Here is a 23,077-nt window from a genome sequence, read left to right as displayed (position 1 = left end):
TATTTTGCCACACAAATATCGAACACTTGTTATTAACCCCAAAACAGAGATTACGAAAATAGCGGTTTTTGACAATGAAATATGTGTATTCGAACGATCGATTCAACATGGAAATAATGAATTAAAAAATTCTTATCAACTAATGGATCAAGTTAATTTTCGTAAAAAAAGTATTCTCGACCAATTGGATTATGAAGGGCTGAATCTATCCAAGCTCGATGCGATTTGCGCAAGAGGTGGATTATTAAAACCGATTAAAGGCGGCACGTATGAAGTAAATGATGAGATGATCAAAGATTTACAATCCGGTTTTAATGGTGTCCATCCTTCAAACTTAGGAGCAGTAATTGCAAAGCAAATCGCGGATGGATTAAATATTACTGCCTATATTGTAGACCCCGTCGTAGTAGATGAATTGGATGAAAAAGCTAGATATTCTGGCATTTCCGACCTACCGCGGAAAAGCATATTTCATGCATTAAATCATAAAGCTGTCGCCAGAAGAGCAGCAAATGAGCTAAATAAAAGATATGAAGAAACCAATTTGATTGTTGTTCATATGGCATCGGGAATAACTATTGGTGCGCATCAACGGGGAAAAGTAATAGATGTGAACAATGGCCTAGACGGGGAAGGTCCTTTTACACTAGAACGTGCAGGCACTGTACCTGCTGGAGACTTGATCGCATTATGTTTCAGTGAGCAATACAACTATAAAGAGGTTATGGATAAATTAGTCAGGAATAGTGGCTTAAAAGCCTACCTCCAAACCGACAATATTCATGATATTGAAAACGATATAGAAAATGGCAATCAACAAGTCAAAGAAGTATATGAAGCGATGGCATATCAAATTGCAAAGGAAATTGGTTCAATGAGTGCAGTCCTTTCAGGAAAAGTTGATGCGGTCGTATTGACGGGAGAGCTTGCATACGGAAAATTTCTAATCCAAATGATATCCGAGCGCATCAACTGGATCGCTGATGTACTTGTTTACCCTGGTGCAGACGAATTGCAAGCGCTAAATGAAGGCACATTGCGGGTATTAAAGGATATGGAACAACCAAAAACATATCCAACGAATCGCAAAATAAAGGAGTAATCACATATGACGAAAGAATATGATCTTGTTGTATTAGGCGGTGGTCCAGGAGGATATGCTGCTGCAATTCGGGCTTCTCAATTAGGCTTACAAACAGCGATTGTGGAACAAGATAAACTTGGCGGTACCTGTCTGCATTATGGTTGTATACCATCTAAAGCATTATTGCGAAGTGCTGAGGTTTATCGGCAAACAAATGAAGCAAGTTCTTATGGGATTGAAATAAATAATACTGTTGCTTTAAATTTTAAAAAGGTACAGCAAAGAAAAGAAAAAATTATTGACACGCTTCATCGTGGGGTTGAAGCATTAATGAAACAGGGGAAGATTGACGTCTACAAAGGAATTGGCAGGATTCTCGGACCGAGTATTTTTTCCCCCATGCCAGGCACCATTTCCATTGAATATGAAAATGAGCAAGAGAATACAATGATCGTTCCCAAGAACATACTTCTTGCGACCGGTTCAAATCCAAAGTCAATACCTGGACTTGCGGTCGATGGAAAAAATATTTTAGGCTCGAAGGAGGCGCTGGAACTGACAGAGTTACCAGCATCCATGGTAATTGTTGGTGGGGGAGTAATTGGCATTGAATGGGCATCAATGCTTTCCGATTTTGGTGTTAAAATAACTGTCGTGGAGGCTTCTTCTAACATATTGCCTAATGAAGATGAAGCAATCTCGAAAAAATTAGAAGCAGAATTAAGGAAAAAAGGGATTGAATTTATTAAAAATGCCCATATTTTACCGGATACACTAGAAGTAAACGAACAGCTGAAGATAAATTGCAGTGTGAATGAAGATACAAGGACAATACATACGGACAAGCTATTAATTGCTGTCGGCAGAGAAGCCAACGTAACAAATATTGGTCTGGAGAATACGGATATATTGATTTCGGACGGGGTCATTCAAACAGATGGCTTTTACCGAACAAAAGAATCCCATATATATGCGATAGGAGACTGTATCGGAGGCATGCAACTAGCACATGTTGCCACACAAGAAGGGGTTCTAGCAGCTGAGCATATAGCAGGACAAAATCCGTATCCGATTGAATACACCAATGTGCCACGGTGCATTTATTCCTTTCCAGAAGCAGCAAGTGTCGGTTTAACGGAAATGCAAGCAGTTGAGCAAGGATTTGAAGTGAAGGTAGGACAATTTCCTTTTCAAAACAATGGAAAGGCACTCGTATATGGTGAATCAGAAGGTTTTGTTAAAATAATTGCCGATGTAAAAACAAATGACATTATAGGAGTACATATGATTGGTCCTCATGTTACCGATATGATTTCCGAAGCAGGCCTGGCAAAAGTATTAAATGCTTCACCTTGGGAAATTACGCAGTCCATTTATCCGCATCCCAGTTTATCAGAAGTTTTTGGAGAGGCGGCTCTTGCAGTGGAAGGATTACAAATTCATGGGTAAGGAGAGAAACAAATCATGGCAGAAAATCGTCATACAAAATTAGGTTTAACTGATGACAAGGCATTAGACATGTATAAGACTATGCTGCTAGCTCGTAAAATTGATGAACGAATGTGGTTGTTAAATCGTGCGGGTAAAATCCCCTTTGTTGTATCTTGTCAAGGGCAAGAAGCAGCCCAAGTAGGAGCCGCTTTTGCTTTAAATCGAGAAGAAGATTATATCGCACCGTATTATCGAGATATGGGCATGGTACTCGCTTTTGGAATGACTACACAAGAGTTAATGCTGTCCGGATTTGCAAAGGGGGAGGACCCTAATTCCGGGGGACGGCAGATGCCTGGTCATTTTGGACAGAAAAAAAATAGAATTATTACCGGATCTTCTCCGGTGACGACTCAATTGCCACACGCTGTTGGGGTTGCGTTAGCGGCAAAAATGGAAAAAAAATCAATTGTGGCATTAACTACTCTTGGAGAAGGCTCAACCAATCAGGGAGACTTCCATGAAGGGTTAAATTTCGCTGGAGTTCATAAACTCCCTGTAATCACGATGGTGGAAAACAATAAATATGCCATATCCGTCCCGCTTGATAAACAAATGGCATGCGAACGAGTGGCCGACCGGGCGAAAGGCTACGGGATGCCGGGAGTTACAATTAACGGCAATGATCCACTAGCAGTTTACCAAGCAGTAAAAGAAGCGAGAGAAAGGGCAGTAAACGGAGAAGGCCCGACCTTAATTGAAGCAGTAACGGAACGCTTGACTGCACATTCCAGTGATGATGACCATCAATTTTACCGCCCACATGATGAACTGGAACTAGCGAAGCAAAATGATTGCAATATGACATATAGTACTTATTTAAAAGAAGTCGGAATATTAACAGAGTCAATTGATAAAGAAATGAATAAAGAACTGAATGATTTGATCAATCAGGCGACAGATTATGCAGAAAACGCAGCTTATGCAAGTACAGATTCTATACTGAACTATGTATATGAGGAGTAGGGAGGGAAGCGAACTATGGCAGTAAAAACATACATTAATGCAATTACAGCTGCATTAAGAGAAGAAATGCAACGTGACGACAAAGTATTTATCTTAGGTGAAGATGTTGGTAAAAAAGGCGGTGTATTTAAGGCTACAGAAGGTTTGTACGATGAATTTGGATCGGAGAGAGTGCTAGACACACCGTTAGCCGAATCAGCAATTGCTGGAGTTAGTATTGGTGCAGCAATGTATGGTTTGCGTCCAGTAGCTGAAATGCAATTTGCCGATTTTATTTTGCCTGCTGTAAATCAAATTATATCCGAAGCTGCGAAAATACGCTATCGTTCAAATAATGACTGGAGCAGTCCAATTACAATCCGAGCCCCTTATGGTGGGGGAGTAAGTGGTGGTTTATATCATTCACAATCGGTTGAATCCATTTTCGCCAATCAACCGGGATTGAAGATTGTAATGCCGTCCACACCTTACGATGCAAAAGGATTATTAAAAGCATCTATACGCGACAACGACCCTGTGTTGTTTTTTGAGCATAAACGAGCCTATCGTTTACTGAAAGAAGAAGTGCCCGAAGATGATTACATCGTGCCAATCGGAAAAGCAGATGTAAAACGAGAAGGAACTGACTTAACTATTATTACGTATGGATTATGTGTACATTTTGCTTCGCAGGCGGCAGATGCTTTGGCGAAGGAAGGAATCGATGTCCATCTTTTAGACTTAAGAACTGTTTATCCTTTAGATCAGCGAGCAATTATTGAGGCAGCCGTTAAAACAGGGAAAGTGTTATTAATTACAGAAGATAATAAAGAAGGGAGCATCATTGGCGAAGTGGCGGCTATTATTGCTGAAAATTGTTTATTCGACCTTGATGCCCCAATTAAGCGTCTAGCTGGTCCTGAAATCCCTGCGATGCCATATGCTGTTCCTTTGGAAAAACATTTTCTCGTTAATTTGGATAAAGTAACAGAAGCCGCTCGTGAGCTGGCAGAGTTTTAAATAATTGGAGGTGAACTTGTCATGGCAATTGAAAGTATTATGATGCCACAATTAGGCGAAAGTGTTACAGAAGGTACGATTAATACGTGGCTTGTAAAAGAAGGCGATACTGTTAATAAATATGATCCAATCGCTGAAATCATGACCGATAAAGTGAACGCGGAAGTTCCTTCTTCTTTTTCAGGAACAATAACGGAAATCATCGCACATGAAGGAGATACGATTCAAGTAGGAGCGTTGATGTGTTATATAGATGCAGAAACCTCTAAAGGGTCAAAAGAAAAGGAAAAAATAAAAGCAACAGAGGAAAAGAAAACACAAACGAACCTTGATAAACAACAGGACAACTCAATGAAAAATAGGTACTCGCCCGCCGTATTAAAAATGGCACAGGAGCATAACATTGATTTACTTCAATTAAACGGAACGGGAAGAGGCGGAAGAATTACCCGAAAAGACATGAATGAATATATACTCAATCAACATAATACAAAAACGGAAACTGAAGAAAAGCAAGAACTTAAACAAACTACGAGTCATAATGAAACACAAACAGGTGATGTTGAAATCCCTGTTAGTGGCGTACGTAAAGCGATCGCAGATAACATGGTTCGTTCTGCACAAGAAATTCCGCATGCATGGATGACCGTGGAAGTTGATGTTACTGACTTGGTAAAATTCCGAGATAAGCAAAAATCTTCTTTTAAACAAAAAGAGGGATATAATCTTACTTATTTTTCATTTTTTGTTCATGCTGTTGCAAATGCTTTAAAGGAATTTCCGCAGTTAAATAGTGTATGGGCAGGAGATAAAATTATTCAAAAGAACGACATTAACATATCAATTGCTGTCGCAAAAGATGAAGAACTATTCGTACCTGTTATCAAAAATGCGGACGACCGTAGCATTAAAGGAATAGCAAAACAAATAAATGATTTAGCTATATTGGCTCGCACCGGTAAATTACAACCGGAGCATATGCAGGGCGGTACAATTACCGTTAACAACACAGGTTCGTTTGGCTCCATCCATTCCATGGGAATTATAAATTATCCACAGGCAGCGATATTACAAGTTGAATCTATAGTGAAACGACCGGTTATAATTAATGAAATGTTTGCAGCAAGGGATATCGTTAATTTATCATTGTCCATCGATCACCGTGTTTTGGATGGGTTAATAGGCGGAAAGTTTTTAGCAAAAATAAAACAAACATTAGAAAATGTAAATGAAGAAACTACGACAATTTACTAGAAAGTGTATTATTTCCGTGGATGAGCTCAAATTGGGCAGTACTGCTGCAATTAGAAAAATTGAAATTGCATAATAAAGTTGGTAGAATAAAATTAGTTAACGAGAGGAATTTAATATAGAAGGGGTTGAATAAGGATATGGATTTTAACATGTTCATGAACGATGTAGTAGATGTTGCTCGACAAGACATGCGAGAAGCGGGCTACGAAGAAGTCAAAAGCCCTGATGATGTAGATAAAGCGTTGACGAGAGAAGGTACAACGCTTGTAATGATAAATTCTGTTTGTGGTTGTGCTGGAGGTGTGGCCAGACCAGCTGCTACGAACGCAATACATTATGACAAGCGACCGAATCATCTTGTAACCATTTTTGCCGGTCAGGACCGTGAAGCAACCGAAAAAGCACGTACTTACTTTGAAGGATATCCACCATCATCCCCGTCGTTTGCCTTTTTAAAAGACGGCAAAATTGTAACAATGATTGAACGACATGACATTGAAGGCTTTACTGCAATGGATGTAGTCGGTAAGTTACAGGGATTGTTTGATGAACATTGTGAAGAAATTTAAATAATAGAAAATTAAAAGTGAGACTGGCTCAGCATAGAGAGGGACAGTCTCATTTTCATCATAATGAATAATTTAGGTATTCTTTTAAGGGAGATTATGAATGTGAAGATTGGCTATCGAACAATTAAAACAGCAATTGGCACTCCGATTGCTATTTCGATTGCTCAATTATTTGGAGTAACCAATTTTGTATCAGCTGGAATATTGACAATTTTATGTATACAACCTTCGAGAAAGCGATCCGTCCTTAGCGCGTGGGACCGCTTTCTTGCATGTGTGTTGGCTATCGTGTTTTCTATCATCTTTTTTGAATTATTGGGCTATTCTCCGATTGTAGTAGGCGTTATGCTAGCCATATTTATACCTGTAACGGTTTACTTAAAAATAGCTCAAGGAATTACAACAAGCACGGTAATTACTTTAAATTTGTACAGTGCAGGCTCGATTCCGATTTCCTTTATACTTGATCAATTTCTTTTGATATTAATAGGTATTGGGACAGGATTACTTGTGAACCTATATATGCCCAGTTTAGATAAAAAGCTGAAAGAAAAACAAAAAAAACTTGAACAGAACTTCCAAGTTATATTACATGAACTTTCCATTTATATAAAAGAAGATTATATGGACTGGGATGGGAAAGAACTTACAGAAACGGAGAAATTACTCGAGGAAACAGATGATATGGTACAAGTCGATCGAGAAAACCATCTACTGCGTAATAATCACTCGTATTACGATTATTTTAAAATGCGGTCAAAACAATTCGAACTACTTCAGCAAATGCTTCCACTAGTAACGAGGATTAAAAAATCAGATTCTGCTGCTGAACAAATAGCTTCTTTTTTTGAACGACTATCAGAATCAGTTCATCCCGGTAATACTGCAATCCTATTTTTAGATGAATTAAAGGCATTACGTATTGCATTCCATGAAAAAGAACTACCGGCTACAAAAGAGGAATTTGAAACTAGAGCAAGTCTTTTTCAATTATTGCATGAAATTGAGGAGTATTTACTAATTAAAAAGAAATTTAAAAAAAGTGATGTTGTAAAGGGAAAGACTAAAAGGAAGATTCGCAATGAAGCCCGTACAAAGTAGGTTGATTTCTCCAAATTTATAGAAGACCAAACGAAAATGTCTGGTCTTCTCATAGTGGATGGGGGTCAAGTATTATAAGTCGTTAATCTAAATAATCTATTATAATAAGGCTATACCGCTTAAACCGGCAGTAAATAATGATAAGATCATGGCAATAACCATTATATAAACAACAATTCTTAAGCGGCGTTCGCGTTTTGATTTTCGTCTTGGAGTTGGATTTGCATTACTTTTCTTAGCCACGGATTATCCCCCTTTAACTATTCTGCTACTAATATTTTAGCGTTAATCAGCAAATAGAACAAGTATTTTTAAAAATCTTGTATGTTATTGTACATTTTGTTTTGAAAAGACATTTCTAGATATAGAAGAAGGGATCATATGAACAAAGCAAAAAAAATAGCACATATAGGTATTGCAGTTTTCCGTATAAAAGATGCGCTTCCATTTTATACAGAACAACTTGGGCTTGAAATTGAAAAAATAGAACTCATTGAAATACAACGTGTAAAAGTAGCATTTATTAAATTAGGCGAATCACGCATTGAATTATTGGAACCATTAGATGATAATTCAACTATTAGCCGTTTTCTAACTAAAAATGGGGAAGGCATTCATCACATTGCTCTAGAGATTGATCAAATTGAACAGCGTATATGTAATTTAAAAAGCAATGGATTTAAACTGGTGAATCATACTCCAGTAACTGGAGCTAACAATAGTAAAGTCGCTTTTCTCCATCCACAAACGACAAACGGTGTACTTTTTGAGTTATGTCAATCGATGGAAAAAGAATAAATTCATACATTCATGGAAAGTTACAATACATGTTGACATGATAAGAGAAGGGAAACATTGACCATGCTGAAAGTAAATGAAACACGATTGATCAATGAATTTATGGAAATTGTTCAAATTGATTCAGAAACAAAACAGGAAGAAAAAATGGCGGACATTTTAAAGCAAAAATTTACTGAACTAGGGCTTGAAGTAATAGAAGATGATAGTAAACACCAAACTGGTCATGGTTCAGGCAACCTTATATGTACATTAAAAGGAAGCGACAAAACTATCCAACCTATTTTTTTTACAGCTCACATGGACACCGTAAGCCCTGGGAAAGGAATTACACCTGCGATTAAAGATGGTTACATTGTTTCCGATGGGACGACAGTACTTGGAGCTGATGATAAAGCTGGAATAGCTGTAATACTTGAATTGATTCGTATCTTAAAAGCGAGTGACATGTCTCATGGAGATATTCAATTTATTATTACAGTTGGTGAAGAATCAGGGCTAGTGGGGGCGAAATTCCTTGATCCGTCATTAATTACAGCTCAATATGGCTACGCACTTGATAGTGACGGAACTGTAGGAGACATTATAGTATCAGCACCATCTCAAGCAAAACTGCTAGCCAAAATAATGGGTAAAGCAGCACATGCAGGCGTTGCTCCGGAAAAGGGTATATCCGCTATTACGATTGCAGCAAAAGCAATTTCTCGTATGCCACTGGGACGGATTGATGAAGAGACTACCGCCAACATTGGCTATTTTAGAGGTGGGCAGCAAACCAACATTGTTTGTGACTATGTAGAAATTTTGGCAGAAGCAAGATCACTTAATCGAAATAAATTTGATAAGCAAGTGAATGAAATGACAAAAGTTTTTAAACAAACAGCATCCCATTATGGGGGATCTGCTGATGTGGATATACAATTTATGTATCCTGGTTTTAATCAGCAAGCTGGAGACACGGTTGTAGAAGTTGCACGACAAGCGGCAAACGCAATTGGGCTAAATAGCAAGCTGTTAAATAGCGGGGGTGGCAGTGATGCAAATATTATATCCGGACATGGAATTCCAACCGTCAATTTAGCGGTAGGCTATGAAGAAATTCATACGACGAATGAACGTATAGCTATTAATGATTTAGTGAAACTAACCGAGTTAATCGGTTCCATTGTAAAACAAACAGCGGAAGTAAAAAACGCATCGTCCAAACAATAACCAAACGTAACTTTTGCATTTGTAATAGGTGGATGGTGATTTGGTAGTGCAGAGTCGAAAAGGGTGATCACAATAATTCAATCAAAAAAACGACGTATTATTCTTCATATTGACATGAATTGTTTTTATGCTTCCGTTGAACGGATTTACCATCCTGACCTTAAAAATAAACCTATAGCAATCGCCGGTAATCCTGAAGAAAGAAAAGGGATAATCGTGACGAGCAGTTATGAAGCGAGAGCTAAAGGGGTGAAAACAACTATGCCGTTATGGCAGGCGATGAAGTTGTGCCCCGATTTGATCGTCTTACGTCCAAATTTTGACCGTTATCGTTCAGCTTCGGAAAAGCTATTCAAAATGATGAGAGAAATTACACCTTATGTTCAACCAGTATCAATTGATGAAGGATATATGGACATTACAAATATCCAATCCGATCCACTAGAGACAGCAAAACTGCTGCAAAAAAGAATGTTACAAACGCTTGATTTGCCTTGTAGTATTGGCATTGGTCCTAATAAATTTTTGGCAAAAATGGCTTCTGATATGAAAAAACCTTTAGGAATAACAGTATTGAGAATTCGGGATTTACCACAAAAGATGTGGCAACTGCCGATTGAAAAAATGTATGGGGTAGGAAATAAGACAGCTGTTAAACTGCATCAAATCAACATAACAACAATAGGTGAATTAGCTAAAGGCGATGTGTATCAGCTTTCACAACTGCTTGGGATTAACGGCGAAAGGTTGAAAAACCGCGCAAATGGTATCGATTCTAGACCTGTTGATCCGGAGGCGGTCCATGACTTTAAAAGTGTGGGAAGTTCTCAAACATTGCCGTTCGATACAACCGATGAAAACGAGATCCGCACGCAACTTGATCAATTAGCTTCCAAAGTGGAAAAACGATTACAACGTCGGAATGCTGTTGGACTTACCGTGCAGCTTATGATTAGATACAGTGACCGAAAAACGATCACTAGAAGTAAAAAGCTGAATGAGTATATACAAGAGAAAACAAAAATTTTGTATGTAGCAATGGATCTTTTTTATCAACATTGGAACTTAGAACCAATTCGATTGTTGGGAATTACGGTCCAAGACGTTGCTGAAAAACATAAAGTTACAAAACAGCTCGATTTATTTTCATTTGAAAAAGAGATTGAACGGGATAAACTGCAATTAACAATTGACCAACTGACAAAAAAGTACGGAAAAAATGTGTTTATTCCATTTAAAAAATAAAACGGATGATGATATTCATTTACATAAACTACAGTCATGATATCGGTTTTAGTAACAGTATGTTTAGATTTCAACAGTAAGAAAGTCATGTGCTAATATTGTATTCGGGAAAAGGGTTCTTGCTTCTTCCAATAAAACAGAAAAATCTTTCTGCTGATAACGCGATGACACATGGTTTAAAACCAGCTTCTTAACATGGCTATCTTTAGCTAACTGAGCAGCTTCTGTTGTAGTGGAATGGAAGTATTTCCTCGCTAAGTCCGCCTTTGTTTTGCTAAATGTTGCTTCGTGTATAAGTAGATCTGACTGTTGAACGAACGATTCATGGTTATTGGAATACCTCGTATCTCCAAGGATGGTAATGATTCTTCCTTTCTTAGTCGGACCATGGAAAGGGGATGTGTTCAGTTTTTGACCATTCGGCAACGTAACTTCTTCCTTGTTTTTTATTTCTGTGTAAATGGGCCCCGGAGGAATACCAGCTTTTTTTAGTCGTTCCACCAATAATGATCCTCGTTTATCTTTTTCAACAATCCGAAAACCAAAGCTTTGAATACGATGATCAAGTTCTTTACAGTAAACAATGAAATAATCATTTTCAAAAACAATTTCATCTGACAATTCGATGACATTCATTGGATAAGATGTATGTGTATCACTTAATCCCAGGCTTGTTTCGATATAGGTTTTAATTCCGGGAGGTCCGTAAACGGTCAATAAATCATCCCCTCCCAAGAAAGATCTGCTACTCAGAAATCCAGGAAGTCCAAATAAATGATCTCCATGCAAATGGGTAATAAATACTTTATTTATCTTTGACGGTTTCACATGTGTATGTAGCAATTGATGCTGCGTTCCTTCACCACAATCAAACAGCCATACACTATTTATTTCCTGCAGAAGCGATAACGCAAGAGATGATACGTTGCGTTGTTTAGATGGAACGCCTGCACCTGTACCAAGAAAAGTAATCTCCATAATGAACAATCTCCTTATTCATGTTTGTTTTCCATATACAACTGGCGATTTATTAGACCGCGCTTCGGTACATCCGTAAATATCCCATCACAACCGTATTGAAAACATTTTTGCATATGTGCCATTTTATTTACAGTATAAACCCGAACCGGCATTTTATGTTTTTGGCATTGTTTAATGAACTTTTCGGATACTAGACGATACTTAATGTGTAATGCATCGGCGCCAAGCCTTTTTGCGTAGTTTATAAGTGACCTCTTGCCTTTTGAGGTTAAAAGGGCAATTTCCATTTTTGGATCGATTTGTTTCAGTCTCATTACACTTTTCGGATTAAAACTCGATAACGTCGTACGGTTTTGCACCTGAAAATGATTGACCATTTCACAAATAATGTTTTCAATGTAACAGTAATCAATCTTATTGTTTTTAAGCTCAATATTTACTAACAAATTTTTATGGCGCACCCATAACAAAAATTCTTCCAAGGACAATATTTTAGTACCGGCATATTGATCGGAAAACCAGCTTCCCGCATCAAATATCTTTAGCTCTTCCAATGTATAATCCTTGATATACCCTATACCGTCGGTCGTACGCTTTAAGTGTTCATCGTGCATGAGTACGGGAACGCCATCTTTTGTTAAATGCACGTCAGTTTCTATGCCCTCCGCTCCAATTTCATATGCCAATTGAAAAGCAGGTAGCGTATTTTCCGGAGCTTCGTGACTAGCCCCTCTGTGGGCAATAATTTTCGTTAACATTGTAACACGTCCTAATAAAATAAGTGAAATGAAGTATCTATTACAAGTATACCTGTTTTTTTCTTTAATATCGTATGATTGAATAATAAAGCTTGATACAATATCGAAAATTGATGAGTCGCTTTTGAATTTCATCTTATGCTATAATGACATCAGAGATAGTTCAAGGGTTTTGGAGGATGGAATATGTCAAAACATACACCTATGATGAAGCAATATTTACGTATAAAAGCGGAACATCAGGATGCATTTCTTTTTTTTAGGCTTGGTGACTTCTATGAAATGTTTTTTGAAGATGCAATAAAAGCATCACAAGCACTTGAGATAACGTTAACGAAACGCGACTCAGGCCAGAAAGAACCGATACCAATGTGTGGCGTGCCTCATCATTCAGCCGAAAACTATATAAAAACACTCGTGGAGCAAGGGTATAAAGTAGCTGTTTGTGAACAAGTAGAAGATCCTAAGGAAGCGGTAGGGGTAGTTAAAAGAGAGGTTGTCCAGTTAATTACACCAGGAACTGTTATGGAAAGTTCTATGCTTGACGATCGTAAAAGCAATTATATCGCCAGCTTAAGCCATTTCCAGGATGGCTCATATGTTATTATTTACAATGACTTATCTACTGGTGAAAATAGTGCAATTATATTCACAACGGGCTGGGAAGCGATTATTCATGAATTGTATAATAGATCCATTAAAGAAATCGTCATTTCGCCTGACTTTCCGGAACAATTACAGGTTCAATTGCAAGAAAAGTTGCATGTCACACTCTCTTACCAAAAAGAGGTAGATTTTACAGCTGAATACAGGAGTCTTTGCGATAATATTAATGATGAGCGTATTATGAAAGCTTTCAGCCGCTTGTTAAACTATATTCAGCATACACAAAAAAGATCTTTAGACCACCTGAAACCAGCGGAAGTAATTGAATTAAAAGACTATCTTTCATTGGATATGTACTCGAAACGGAATCTGGAACTAACAGAATCTATCATGCAAAAAGGAAAACATGGGAGTTTATTATCTGTATTGGATCATACTGTAACTGCTATGGGTGCAAGGATGCTACGCAAATGGATTGAACGACCCTTATTGCATTTACAGCTTATAGAGCAGCGACAAAATATTGTGGAATCCTTTTATAAAAATTTTATTGAGAGAGACCAGTTACGAGAAACATTAAAATCTGTGTATGACTTGGAACGATTGTCTGGAAGAATTGCATTCGGAAACGTGAATGCACGTGATCTAATCCAGTTAAAACAATCTTTAGAGAAAATACCAGAAGTTAAATTAGTTTTACAACAATTTTCCTCCTCTCATTTACAAGAATTATATGAACGGTTGACATTGCCAGATCATGTGTTGGCGTTGTTGGAAAGTAGTTTAATAGACAACCCGCCAATCTCAATAAAAGACGGTTCCATCATTAAGGACGGTTTTAATGAGCAATTGGATACATATCGTGATGCATCAAGAAACGGAAAAAAATGGATTGCTGAACTCGAACGAAAAGAAAAAGAAGAGACAGGCATTAAATCGCTAAAAATTGGATATAACCGGGTGTTTGGTTATTTTATTGAAATTACAAATGCCAATAAACATTTAATACCAGAAGGAAAATATGAACGAAAACAAACATTAGCGAACGCAGAACGGTATATTACGCCTGAATTGAAAGAAAAAGAACAATTGATTTTGGAAGCAGAAGAAAAAAGTGTGGAGCTGGAATATAATTTATTCATTCAAATTCGTGAACAAATGAAGGAGCATATCCCACATTTTCAGCAATTAGCTGCTACTATTAGTAAAATCGATGTGCTTCAATCGTTTGCCGCTGTCAGTGAGACAAATGATTACATTCGCCCCACCTTCGACAGTCAGGAGCTTCATATAAAAAAGGGTAGACATCCAGTTGTAGAACAAGTTATGAGTGACGGGGAATTTGTACCGAATGATATTGTGTTGAATGAAGAAAAGAATATGCTTTTAATTACCGGGCCGAACATGTCAGGTAAAAGTACATATATGCGTCAATTGGCACATACGGTGATCATGGCACAAATTGGTTGTTTTGTACCTGCAGAAAAGGCTAAACTGCTTTTATTTGACCAAATCTTCACCAGAATCGGCGCGGCCGATGACCTTGTTGCAGGACAAAGTACATTCATGGTCGAAATGCTCGAAGCAAACCATGCTATCAGTCATGCGACAAATCAGAGTTTAATATTGCTTGATGAAATCGGACGAGGGACAAGTACTTATGATGGAATGGCTCTAGCACAAGCTATTATTGAACATATTCATGATCATGTAGGGGCAAAAACTTTATTTTCAACTCACTATCATGAATTAACTACATTGGAAGAATCAATGAAGCGATTAAAAAACGTACATGTTCGTGCGGAAGAATTCGAGGGGAATGTTGTATTTCTACATCAAATTGAAGAAGGTGCCGCCGATGAAAGTTATGGCATTCACGTGGCCAAACTCGCCGATTTACCGCAATCTCTAATTGATCGCGCAAATAAAATATTAACGCAATTGGAAAACACTGAAAAAGTTAGTTCTTCGGAGAACAATGAAGCGGACGAAGCAGGCCAGTTAACTTTTTTTGCACCGGATCCAAATGAAAAAGACGCCCTACCATCGGGAAACAAAGTGATTCGTGAACTTAAGAAAATTAATTTATTTGATATGACTCCACTTGAAGCGATGAATGAATTAAATCGTTTACAAAAACTTGCCCGTAATAAACAGTCTTAAAGAAAAGCGCAAGCGCCCTGCTTAGAAACGTAGCGACTGCGCCAGCTCAAAGCTGGTGGTTCGATGTTGCCACGCAAAGTGGCGGTTTTAATCGAACATTCCAAACTATCCTAGATAAAGGAATCATGCCCCTGCAAAAGGGGTATGCCAACGTTGGCGCGGGAGGGCGTATTTAGTTGGCCCTCCTTTACCTGTGCGAATCGATGATAACTTTCACCCAAGGGCATAAGGGCGACTAAGCCTCTGTCTAAAGCCAATCGGCAAGTCTTCTTTATCGTAAGGCGCTGCGGGAAGTCGCCTAGTTTCTGGGCTGGCAGGCTTAGAACGCCACGTCCTGTGGCGTCGCCTGGGACTGCGCGTAAATGCTCGCCCCACCGAAAAGATTTGCACTAGAACTTCCTGTACGTCGAAGCTAGACAGCTATGCGAAAAATTTATACTTTCTTACCTCTTAAAGAAAGGGTTGTTTACTTTGAAGATCATCCAACTCCCAGACATACTTGCAAACAAAATCGCGGCGGGAGAAGTCGTGGAAAGGCCTGCTTCTGTCGTCAAAGAATTAATCGAAAACAGCATTGACGCAAATAGTACATGGATTAAGCTTGACATTCATGAGGCAGGGCTCAAGCAAATAAAAATTATTGACAATGGAGAAGGTATGACAGCGGAAGACTGTGAACGCGCTTTTTTAAGGCATGCCACGAGTAAAATAAAGCGAGAGGCAGATCTCTTTCATGTTAGATCACTCGGTTTTCGCGGAGAAGCATTAGCCAGTATTGCTTCCGTCAGTAAGCTATCTGTTAAAACATCTCCCGGAAATCAGGCAAGTACGTATTTGACCATTCATGGGGGAAATATCACCGAAAGGAAGAAGGCAGATGCTCGTCAGGGAACAGAAATAACGGTACGCGATCTATTTTTTAATACACCTGCCCGTTTGAAGTATATGAAAACAATTCATACGGAGCTTTCACACATAACAGATGTCATTAATAAATTAGCTTTGGCACATCCTGAAATACGTTTTGAAGCAACTCATAATAATAAAAGTTTATTTCATTCCGCAGGTACAGGAGATTTATTACAAGTAATCGCAAAAGTGTACGGTATGAGTGTTGCTAAAAAAATGCTTCCCGTCTCGCAAACTACATTGGATTTTACTATTACAGGTTATATCTCAGTACCGGAAGTAACAAGAGCATCTCGTTCGTTTATTTCAACCATAATAAATGGGCGTTATATTAAAAGTTTGCCTTTAGTACATGCCATTAATCGAGCCTATCATACGTTGCTTCCGATTCATCGTTCACCTATTGTTGTTCTATCTATCGACATGGATCCCATTCTTGTAGATGTAAACGTGCACCCTACGAAATTGGAAGTACGTTTTAGTAAAGAAAGGGAACTTATTGACGCAATCGAATCGATGATCAAGAAAAAATTTCGTACCGAAACGTTAATTCCGGAGCATAAAAGGGAAAGAACTGAAAAAGAAGAAACATTACAGCAATCATTTCATCTGCAACCACAGGTGGATGATCATAAGCAAAATTCAATGGATCCCGTTTCAGATGCCCAGATCATTAAGGATAACGTACCAACTTCATATCAGAAGACTAATACAATTAGTGAAGATTATAATGGGATCGTGAAGCCGCCTAACACATTCTATAAACAAGAAATAGACTTGGATTCAGATCATTCTATCGATCCTGTGTCTGGAAAAGAAGTTGATGATGAAACAGCAGATGTAAATGATATTCGCATCCCGCCACTCTATCCGATTGGACAGTATGAAGGAACTTATATATTAGCTCAAAATGAAAAAGGTCTATACATGGTGGATCAGCATGCCGCCCAAGAAAGAATAAAATATGAATATTTTAAAAAAGAATTAGCTACACCAAATAATGAATTACAACAGTTATTGATCCCTATGACGTTTGACTTTTCAAAACAAGAAACGATATTTATAGAAGAATATCACGATGTTCTTGAACAGGTAGGTCTCTTTTTTGAAAGTTTTGGCGATCAAGCCTTTATTATACGCTCTCATCCAAGTTGGTTCCCAACGGGTCAGGAAGAAGGAATCATTCGTGAGTTAATTGAGCAAATTATACGAAATGAAAAAATAAATATTGAATCAATACGTGAAGAATCAGCTATTTTAATGTCATGCAAACGATCGATTAAAGCAAATCATTATTTAAACAAAACTGATATGGAAAAACTTCTTGACGAGTTACGCTTGTGTTCAGATCCATTTACATGTCCACATGGGAGACCGATCATTATTCAATTTAGCAAATACGAAATTGAAAAAATGTTTAAACGAATTATGTAAATAGGTATAAATTGATTCACCTTGTACAAAGCTATTAAAAAAGTACCGAGGTGAATAATGGATAATCAAAAATTAATTAACTTCTTAAATCAACTGCTCGCTAATTCATTTGTTTTATATGTTAAGTTGCATCGATATCACTGGTTTGTCCAAGGAAGGCACTTTTTTCAGCTGCATCAAACCTTTGAAGAAATGTATACCGTGTTTGCCAAAGACGTCGACGATATTGCTGAGCGTATCTTAATGATTGATGGAAAGCCTTTTGCAACTATGATCAAATATGTAAAAGAGGCAAGCATCGAGGAAGCAAGCGCAGATGATAAAGAGAGTGAAATGATCTTACAACTAACAAATGATTATAAACAACTGATCGAAGAAATTAAACAAACAGGAATACCACTGGCATCAGAAAGAGGGGACGAGCCAACTGCCGACTTACTTATATCGCTGCAAATGAAGCTCGAAAAATATGTTTGGATGCTTCAGGCTTATCTCGCTTATGAATGAATAATAGTGACTTAGGGGAATACAAGTGAAAAAAACAGTAGTTGCAATTGTAGGTCCTACTGCCGTAGGAAAAACAACACTTAGCATTGAAATGGCAAAAGCATTTAACGGAGAAGTGATAAACGGAGATGCCATGCAAGTTTATAAAGGGATGGACGTTGGCACAGCTAAAATTACGAGTGAAGAAATGAAAGGGATTAACCATTACATGCTCGATATAATTCCACCGGATGAAGATTTTACAGCGGCTGATTTTCAGTATAATGTAGAAAAATATGTGAATAGTATTACAGCAAAATCTAAACTCCCTATCATTGTCGGTGGCAGTGGCTTGTATATACAAGCTGCAATATATGGATATAGCTTTTCGAACCATAAAAGAAATCCAGACTACACTGCGGAATTGGAACGTCTCGTTAATGAAAAGGGAGCTGAATATTTACATAACGAATTAAAAAGAATTGACCCACACCAAGCTCACAAAATTCATCCAAATAATTATAGACGCGTGATTCGCGCATTGGAAATCTATGAAACAACAGGCACCCCAATGTCAGATCATCATAAACATGAGAATAAGGAGCCGCTTTACAATATTTTTTTCATAGGATTAGAAATGGAACGGTCCATACTGTATAATCAGATTAATAAACGATGTGATCAAATGATCGCAAATGGATTGATTGATGAAGTAAAACTACTGTATGACAAAGGGTATGAAAAAAGCACTGCCATGAAAGCAATCGGATATAAGGAGTTTCTTTCATATATAAAAGGGGAACAGTCAATGGAAGATTCGATTGAATTATTTAAGCGAAACTCCAGAAGGTATGCGAAACGCCAGTATACGTGGTTCAAGAATAAGATGAATATACAATGGTATCCTATCACGCCTGATAACGCCTCTGAAAGTTTCCGAACAATTTTAAACGATTTAGCAGGAGTCGTAGGAGTTAAATAGAAATTATTATAACATAGATAGAAATAAGGAGGAAGCGATCATGGCCCAAGCGGTTAATATTCAAGATCAATACTTAAATCAATTGAGAAAACAACATGTACCAGTAACTGTTTTTTTGACAAATGGTTTTCAATTAAGAGGGATTATAAAAGCATTTGACAATTTTACCGTATTATTAGAATCAGATGGAAAGCAGCAACTACTTTATAAGCATGCTATTTCTACTTTTGCTCCGGTTAAAAACATTTCGATCGAAAGTGAATGAAGAGTTATAAAGGACACCTAGTACAGGTGTTCTTTTTTTACATACAAGTATATTCCAAATGAACGTATGAAGCTGAATGCAATGGATAGTTTTTTCATAAATGACTGATAATAAGCGGAGAAATTTTGTTTGTCTATCGTTATAAACGCTTTTCAAAAATTAACATGCATTGATGCATTATAGGCGATTGTCACAATTTTTTTCACCCCTGCGTATACTAAAATGACTGAGGGGTGATAAATTGAAAGCAGAAATGATTCATAACAAAAGCGGGCAAATTAATATTGTCTTTCATGAACCGTCAAGACGGTCTTCCGGTGAGCTTAAACCAATAAAAAACGATCCCTTTATTCATATAGATGAACAATTTTCAGCTTTTGTTGGAATGGAAGAACTAAAACAAACAATTAAGGAAATATATGCAACGATCGTCATTAATTCGAAACGGCAGCAATTTGGCCTGCATTGTTCCAATCAAGTTCTTCATATGTTATTTAAAGGAAACCCCGGGACTGGCAAAACTACGGTTGCAAGGAAATTGGCTCAAATTTTTTTTGAAATGAATATTTTGTCTAAGGGACATTTTATTGAAGCGGAAAGAGCAGATTTAGTCGGTGAATATATCGGACAGACCGCACAAAAAACTCGATCCATTATTGATAAAGCAATGGGTGGTATTTTATTTATTGATGAAGCATATTCATTAGCGCGCGGTGGAGAAAAAGATTTCGGAAAAGAAGCGATCGATACACTGGTAAAACACATGGAAGATCATCATAACGACTTTATTCTTATTTTGGCGGGATACCCCTATGAAATGGAGCGATTCTTAGTTCAAAACCCAGGATTAAAATCCAGGTTTCCGTTCATTTTAGATTTCAATGATTATGAAATTCATCAATTGATGGAAATAGCACAGCGTATGGCTGCAGAGAGAGAGTATGAGCTGACAACAGGAGCCATATTAAAGATTAAATCACATATTATGGAAAAAAGATCAGAAAGAAATTTCTCGAATGCTCGTTACGTTCGTAATATTATTGAGCACGCAATCCGAATGCAGGCGGTTCGTCTGTTACGTGAAAATAATTATACACTAGGTGATTTAACAAAAATATATGCATCGGACTTACAACTTTCAAAATTGGACAGTAAAAAACTCACATAAATGGATTAATTTTGTTATCATTAACGTAATCCAATAAATCGTACTATAAATACACATGTATAATACAGAAAGAGGTTTTATATACATGCCGGAGGAAAAAGTACTCATTATGGCAGTCAATAAAAACAATCAAGGAGATGATCAATTTAAGTCATCCTTGAATGAGCTTATTTCACTTTGCAACACTGCGGGTGGAAAGGTCGGCAAAATAATCATCCAGAACAGAAAGGAAATACACCCGGCAACGTATATCGGAGAGGGGAAAGTAGAAGAGATTAAACAAGAAATTGATTCGAATGAAATCGGATTGGTCATCTCCAATGATGAATTATCCCCAAGTCAAATTCGAAATTTAGGTCATTATTTTTCCGTACGACTAATTGACCGAAGCCAATTAATTCTTGATATATTTGCCCAGAGAGCCAAAACGAAAGAAGGGAAGCTTCAGGTCGAACTGGCGCAACTTGAATATTTACTACCTCGATTGCATGGTCAAGGAGCAATGTTATCTCGTCTTGGAGGCGGAATTGGAACAAGAGGTCCTGGTGAAACAAAGCTAGAAACGGACCAACGACATATTAGACGCAGAATTACGGATATAAAACGAAGGTTAAAAACGGTTGTTGAACAACGAAAACAATATCGTGATCGAAGAAAAACGAATAAGGTATTTCAGATTGCCGTTGTAGGATATACAAATGCGGGAAAATCTACCTTATTTAACCGCCTGACAAATAGCAGCTCTTTAGAAGAGAATAAGCTGTTTGCAACACTCGATCCGCTAACCCGGAAGATTCAGTTTCCTTCTGGGTTTCAAGCGTTGGTCACAGATACGGTTGGTTTTTTACAGGATTTGCCAACTGCCTTAATAGCTTCATTTCGTTCAACATTAGAAGAAGCAGCCGAAGCCGATTTCATATTACATATAGTGGATAGCTCGCATCCGGATCAAAACGAACAACAAAAAACAGTAGCGCAAATTTTAGATGATTTAAATGCAGCCACAATACCTGCATTGACTGTTTATAATAAAAAAGATTTATTAACCGGCGATTTTATTCCGATGAATCATCCATATATATCCGTCAGTGCTTTTAATGATCAGGATATGACGGATTTGCTTATAAAAATAGAACACTTATTAAAACAAACATGGCAATTATATACAATTTATTTAGCCGCCGACAAAGGAAAAGAACTACACTTATTGACAACCGAAACGATTGTGATTAAACGAGATTTTAATGAAGAAACAAACGAATATACAGTGCAAGGATATATGGCTCAAAATCATCCACTGCAACGATTAATAAAGGAGAACAGACAACGAAATGATTGATCAGATAGTAAATCAAGCTGAAACCGATTGTTTTACATTATATAATAAAATCAATACGCTTGTTGAAATAAACCAAGAAAAAGTTTTAAACGCTTTTAAAAACAACCGAATAGGTGACCATCATTTCCATTCAACAGATGGATATGGTTATGATGACTTGGGCAGAGATGGGATAGAATTATTATATGCAGAAGTTTTTGGTGGTGAAGATGCTCTTGTACGCCCACAAATTGTATCCGGAACACACGCTATTTCAACGACGCTGTTTAGTCTGCTTCGACCGGGCGATGAATTGTTGTACATCACTGGCGCACCTTACGACACGCTAGAAGAGGTAATTGGTAAACGCGGTAACAATGCCGGCTCTTTAAAAGATTATCATATAAAATATAAAGAAGCAGCGTTGAAAGAAGACGGCAGCATTGATTATAACGGCATTAAAAAAGCAATCTCCAGTACGACTAAAGTCATCGGAATTCAGCGCTCCAAAGGGTATGATGATCGACCTTCCTTTTCAATTAGCGAAATTGAAAAAATGGTTTCCTTTGTTAAAAAAATAAATGATAACATTATTGTTTTTGTCGATAATTGTTATGGTGAATTTGTCGAAACGAGGGAACCATTACATGTCGGTGCCGATATTATGGCAGGGTCGTTAATCAAAAATCCTGGTGGTGGACTTGTTCGTGCGGGGGGATATATAGCTGGTCGAAAAGATCTCGTTTTACAAGCCGCTAACCGATTGACAGCACCAGGCCTTGGCAAAGACGCAGGAGCTAGCCTTGACATGCTGCAGGAAATGTATCAAGGATTATTTTTAGCACCTCATGTTGTCGGTGAAGCTTTGAAAGGCGCTCTATTTACAGCCCGATTACTGGAGTTGGCAGGCTACAAAACAAAACCACATTATTTGGCAGAACGGACTGATCTAATCCAATCTGTTATCTTTTCAAATGAACGCCAAATGGTATCTTTTTGTCAGGCTATACAAGAAAATTCACCAATAAATTCATATGTACATCCGGAGCCAAGCGATATGCCAGGCTATGATGACAAAGTAATTATGGCAGCCGGTACATTTATACAAGGGTCAAGCATTGAGCTAACTGCGGACGGACCTTTAAAAGACCCGTATATCGCTTTTATTCAAGGCGGTCTAACCTATGCCCATGTGAAAATAGCAATAACCAATTCGGTTAAGCAAATGATTAAAAAGGGATTATTATCTGTATAAAGTTCTATATTACCAAAAGCTAGAATATGACTT

The 23,077-nt window shown here is 37.6% G+C and carries 21 protein-coding genes; 18 read left to right on the top strand and 3 right to left on the bottom strand.

Going from position 1 to position 23,077, the window contains the following annotated elements:
- Position 1 precedes the first annotated feature (1 nt).
- The 7 genes from buk (at position 2) to ACLIBG_RS06255 (ending at position 7,464) form a co-directional block, all read left to right on the top strand.
- Complete coding sequence (gene buk, locus ACLIBG_RS06285; RefSeq protein WP_439311966.1) at positions 2 to 1,102, top strand: butyrate kinase; 1,101 nt, start codon at positions 2 to 4, stop codon at positions 1,100 to 1,102.
- A 6-nt stretch (positions 1,103 to 1,108) separates the two neighbouring features.
- On the top strand, positions 1,109 to 2,533 hold the full coding sequence (gene lpdA, locus ACLIBG_RS06280; RefSeq protein ID WP_439311905.1) for a dihydrolipoyl dehydrogenase: 1,425 nt from the start codon (positions 1,109 to 1,111) through the stop codon (positions 2,531 to 2,533).
- Positions 2,534 to 2,548: 15 nt separating this feature from the next.
- Positions 2,549 to 3,541 carry a thiamine pyrophosphate-dependent dehydrogenase E1 component subunit alpha gene (locus ACLIBG_RS06275; protein WP_439311904.1) on the top strand — a complete coding sequence of 331 codons (993 nt, stop codon included), beginning with the start codon at positions 2,549 to 2,551 and terminating at the stop codon, positions 3,539 to 3,541.
- 15 nt (positions 3,542 to 3,556) lie between these two features.
- Positions 3,557 to 4,540 carry an alpha-ketoacid dehydrogenase subunit beta gene (locus tag ACLIBG_RS06270; RefSeq protein WP_439311903.1) on the top strand — a complete coding sequence of 328 codons (984 nt, stop codon included), beginning with the start codon at positions 3,557 to 3,559 and terminating at the stop codon, positions 4,538 to 4,540.
- Positions 4,541 to 4,561: 21 nt separating this feature from the next.
- On the top strand, positions 4,562 to 5,794 hold the full coding sequence (locus tag ACLIBG_RS06265; protein ID WP_439311902.1) for a dihydrolipoamide acetyltransferase family protein: 1,233 nt from the start codon (positions 4,562 to 4,564) through the stop codon (positions 5,792 to 5,794).
- 137 nt (positions 5,795 to 5,931) lie between these two features.
- Positions 5,932 to 6,363 carry a BrxA/BrxB family bacilliredoxin gene (locus ACLIBG_RS06260; protein ID WP_439311901.1) on the top strand — a complete coding sequence of 144 codons (432 nt, stop codon included), beginning with the start codon at positions 5,932 to 5,934 and terminating at the stop codon, positions 6,361 to 6,363.
- Positions 6,364 to 6,465: 102 nt separating this feature from the next.
- Positions 6,466 to 7,464, top strand: a complete 999-nt coding sequence (locus ACLIBG_RS06255) for an aromatic acid exporter family protein (protein WP_439311900.1) — start codon at positions 6,466 to 6,468, stop codon at positions 7,462 to 7,464.
- 99 nt (positions 7,465 to 7,563) lie between these two features.
- On the opposite strand, the gene prli42 is transcribed toward ACLIBG_RS06255, so the two are convergent.
- Positions 7,564 to 7,707: a stressosome-associated protein Prli42 gene (gene prli42 / locus ACLIBG_RS06250; RefSeq protein WP_439311899.1), complete on the bottom strand. Its 144-nt coding sequence runs from the start codon at positions 7,705 to 7,707 to the stop codon at positions 7,564 to 7,566.
- Positions 7,708 to 7,845: 138 nt separating this feature from the next.
- Between prli42 and mce the strand changes: the two genes are divergently transcribed.
- The 3 genes from mce to ACLIBG_RS06235 all read left to right on the top strand — a co-directional run bounded on the left by mce (position 7,846) and on the right by ACLIBG_RS06235 (position 10,719).
- A complete protein-coding gene (mce, locus tag ACLIBG_RS06245) occupies positions 7,846 to 8,262 on the top strand; it encodes a methylmalonyl-CoA epimerase (protein ID WP_439311898.1) in 417 nt (138 codons plus the stop codon).
- A 63-nt stretch (positions 8,263 to 8,325) separates the two neighbouring features.
- Positions 8,326 to 9,474 (top strand): M20/M25/M40 family metallo-hydrolase, encoded by a 1,149-nt coding sequence (locus ACLIBG_RS06240; RefSeq protein WP_439311965.1) that lies wholly within the window; start codon positions 8,326 to 8,328, stop codon positions 9,472 to 9,474.
- A gap of 66 nt (positions 9,475 to 9,540) precedes the next feature.
- Positions 9,541 to 10,719 carry a DNA polymerase IV gene (locus ACLIBG_RS06235; protein ID WP_439311964.1) on the top strand — a complete coding sequence of 393 codons (1,179 nt, stop codon included), beginning with the start codon at positions 9,541 to 9,543 and terminating at the stop codon, positions 10,717 to 10,719.
- 63 nt (positions 10,720 to 10,782) lie between these two features.
- Here the strand turns inward: ACLIBG_RS06235 and rnz are convergent, their stop codons facing one another.
- Together rnz and ACLIBG_RS06225 are read right to left on the bottom strand one after the other, a co-directional pair.
- Complete coding sequence (rnz, locus tag ACLIBG_RS06230) at positions 10,783 to 11,697, bottom strand: ribonuclease Z (protein ID WP_439311897.1); 915 nt, start codon at positions 11,695 to 11,697, stop codon at positions 10,783 to 10,785.
- Positions 11,698 to 11,711: 14 nt separating this feature from the next.
- Complete coding sequence (locus tag ACLIBG_RS06225; protein ID WP_439311896.1) at positions 11,712 to 12,458, bottom strand: glycerophosphodiester phosphodiesterase; 747 nt, start codon at positions 12,456 to 12,458, stop codon at positions 11,712 to 11,714.
- Between the two features lie 186 nt (positions 12,459 to 12,644).
- Here ACLIBG_RS06225 and mutS point away from each other — a divergent pair, with 186 nt between their 5' ends.
- The 8 genes from mutS to ACLIBG_RS06185 all read left to right on the top strand — a co-directional run bounded on the left by mutS (position 12,645) and on the right by ACLIBG_RS06185 (position 23,044).
- Entirely contained in the window at positions 12,645 to 15,227 is a 2,583-nt protein-coding gene (gene mutS / locus ACLIBG_RS06220; protein WP_439311895.1) for a DNA mismatch repair protein MutS, read from the top strand.
- Between the two features lie 471 nt (positions 15,228 to 15,698).
- Positions 15,699 to 17,570, top strand: coding sequence for a DNA mismatch repair endonuclease MutL (gene mutL, locus ACLIBG_RS06215; RefSeq protein ID WP_439311894.1), 1,872 nt, complete (start codon positions 15,699 to 15,701; stop codon positions 17,568 to 17,570).
- Between the two features lie 57 nt (positions 17,571 to 17,627).
- Positions 17,628 to 18,077, top strand: coding sequence for a Dps family protein (locus ACLIBG_RS06210; RefSeq protein ID WP_439311893.1), 450 nt, complete (start codon positions 17,628 to 17,630; stop codon positions 18,075 to 18,077).
- Positions 18,078 to 18,102: 25 nt separating this feature from the next.
- Complete coding sequence (gene miaA / locus ACLIBG_RS06205) at positions 18,103 to 19,038, top strand: tRNA (adenosine(37)-N6)-dimethylallyltransferase MiaA (RefSeq protein WP_439311892.1); 936 nt, start codon at positions 18,103 to 18,105, stop codon at positions 19,036 to 19,038.
- Between the two features lie 40 nt (positions 19,039 to 19,078).
- Positions 19,079 to 19,303 (top strand): RNA chaperone Hfq, encoded by a 225-nt coding sequence (gene hfq / locus ACLIBG_RS06200; RefSeq protein ID WP_439311891.1) that lies wholly within the window; start codon positions 19,079 to 19,081, stop codon positions 19,301 to 19,303.
- A 241-nt stretch (positions 19,304 to 19,544) separates the two neighbouring features.
- Complete coding sequence (locus tag ACLIBG_RS06195; RefSeq protein WP_439311890.1) at positions 19,545 to 20,471, top strand: AAA family ATPase; 927 nt, start codon at positions 19,545 to 19,547, stop codon at positions 20,469 to 20,471.
- Between the two features lie 85 nt (positions 20,472 to 20,556).
- Complete coding sequence (gene hflX / locus ACLIBG_RS06190; RefSeq protein ID WP_439311889.1) at positions 20,557 to 21,810, top strand: GTPase HflX; 1,254 nt, start codon at positions 20,557 to 20,559, stop codon at positions 21,808 to 21,810.
- Positions 21,803 to 23,044, top strand: coding sequence for an aminotransferase class I/II-fold pyridoxal phosphate-dependent enzyme (locus ACLIBG_RS06185; protein ID WP_439311888.1), 1,242 nt, complete (start codon positions 21,803 to 21,805; stop codon positions 23,042 to 23,044). The genes hflX and ACLIBG_RS06185 overlap by 8 nt, the downstream gene beginning before the upstream one ends.
- Positions 23,045 to 23,077 lie beyond the last annotated feature (33 nt).

The sequence above is a fragment of the Virgibacillus sp. W0181 genome, from assembly GCF_051846915.1.
Classification (GTDB): domain Bacteria; phylum Bacillota; class Bacilli; order Bacillales; family Amphibacillaceae; genus JBPYCR01.
Note: the sequence above shows the minus strand (reverse complement) of the source record. Positions and strands in the feature narration are given on the sequence as shown.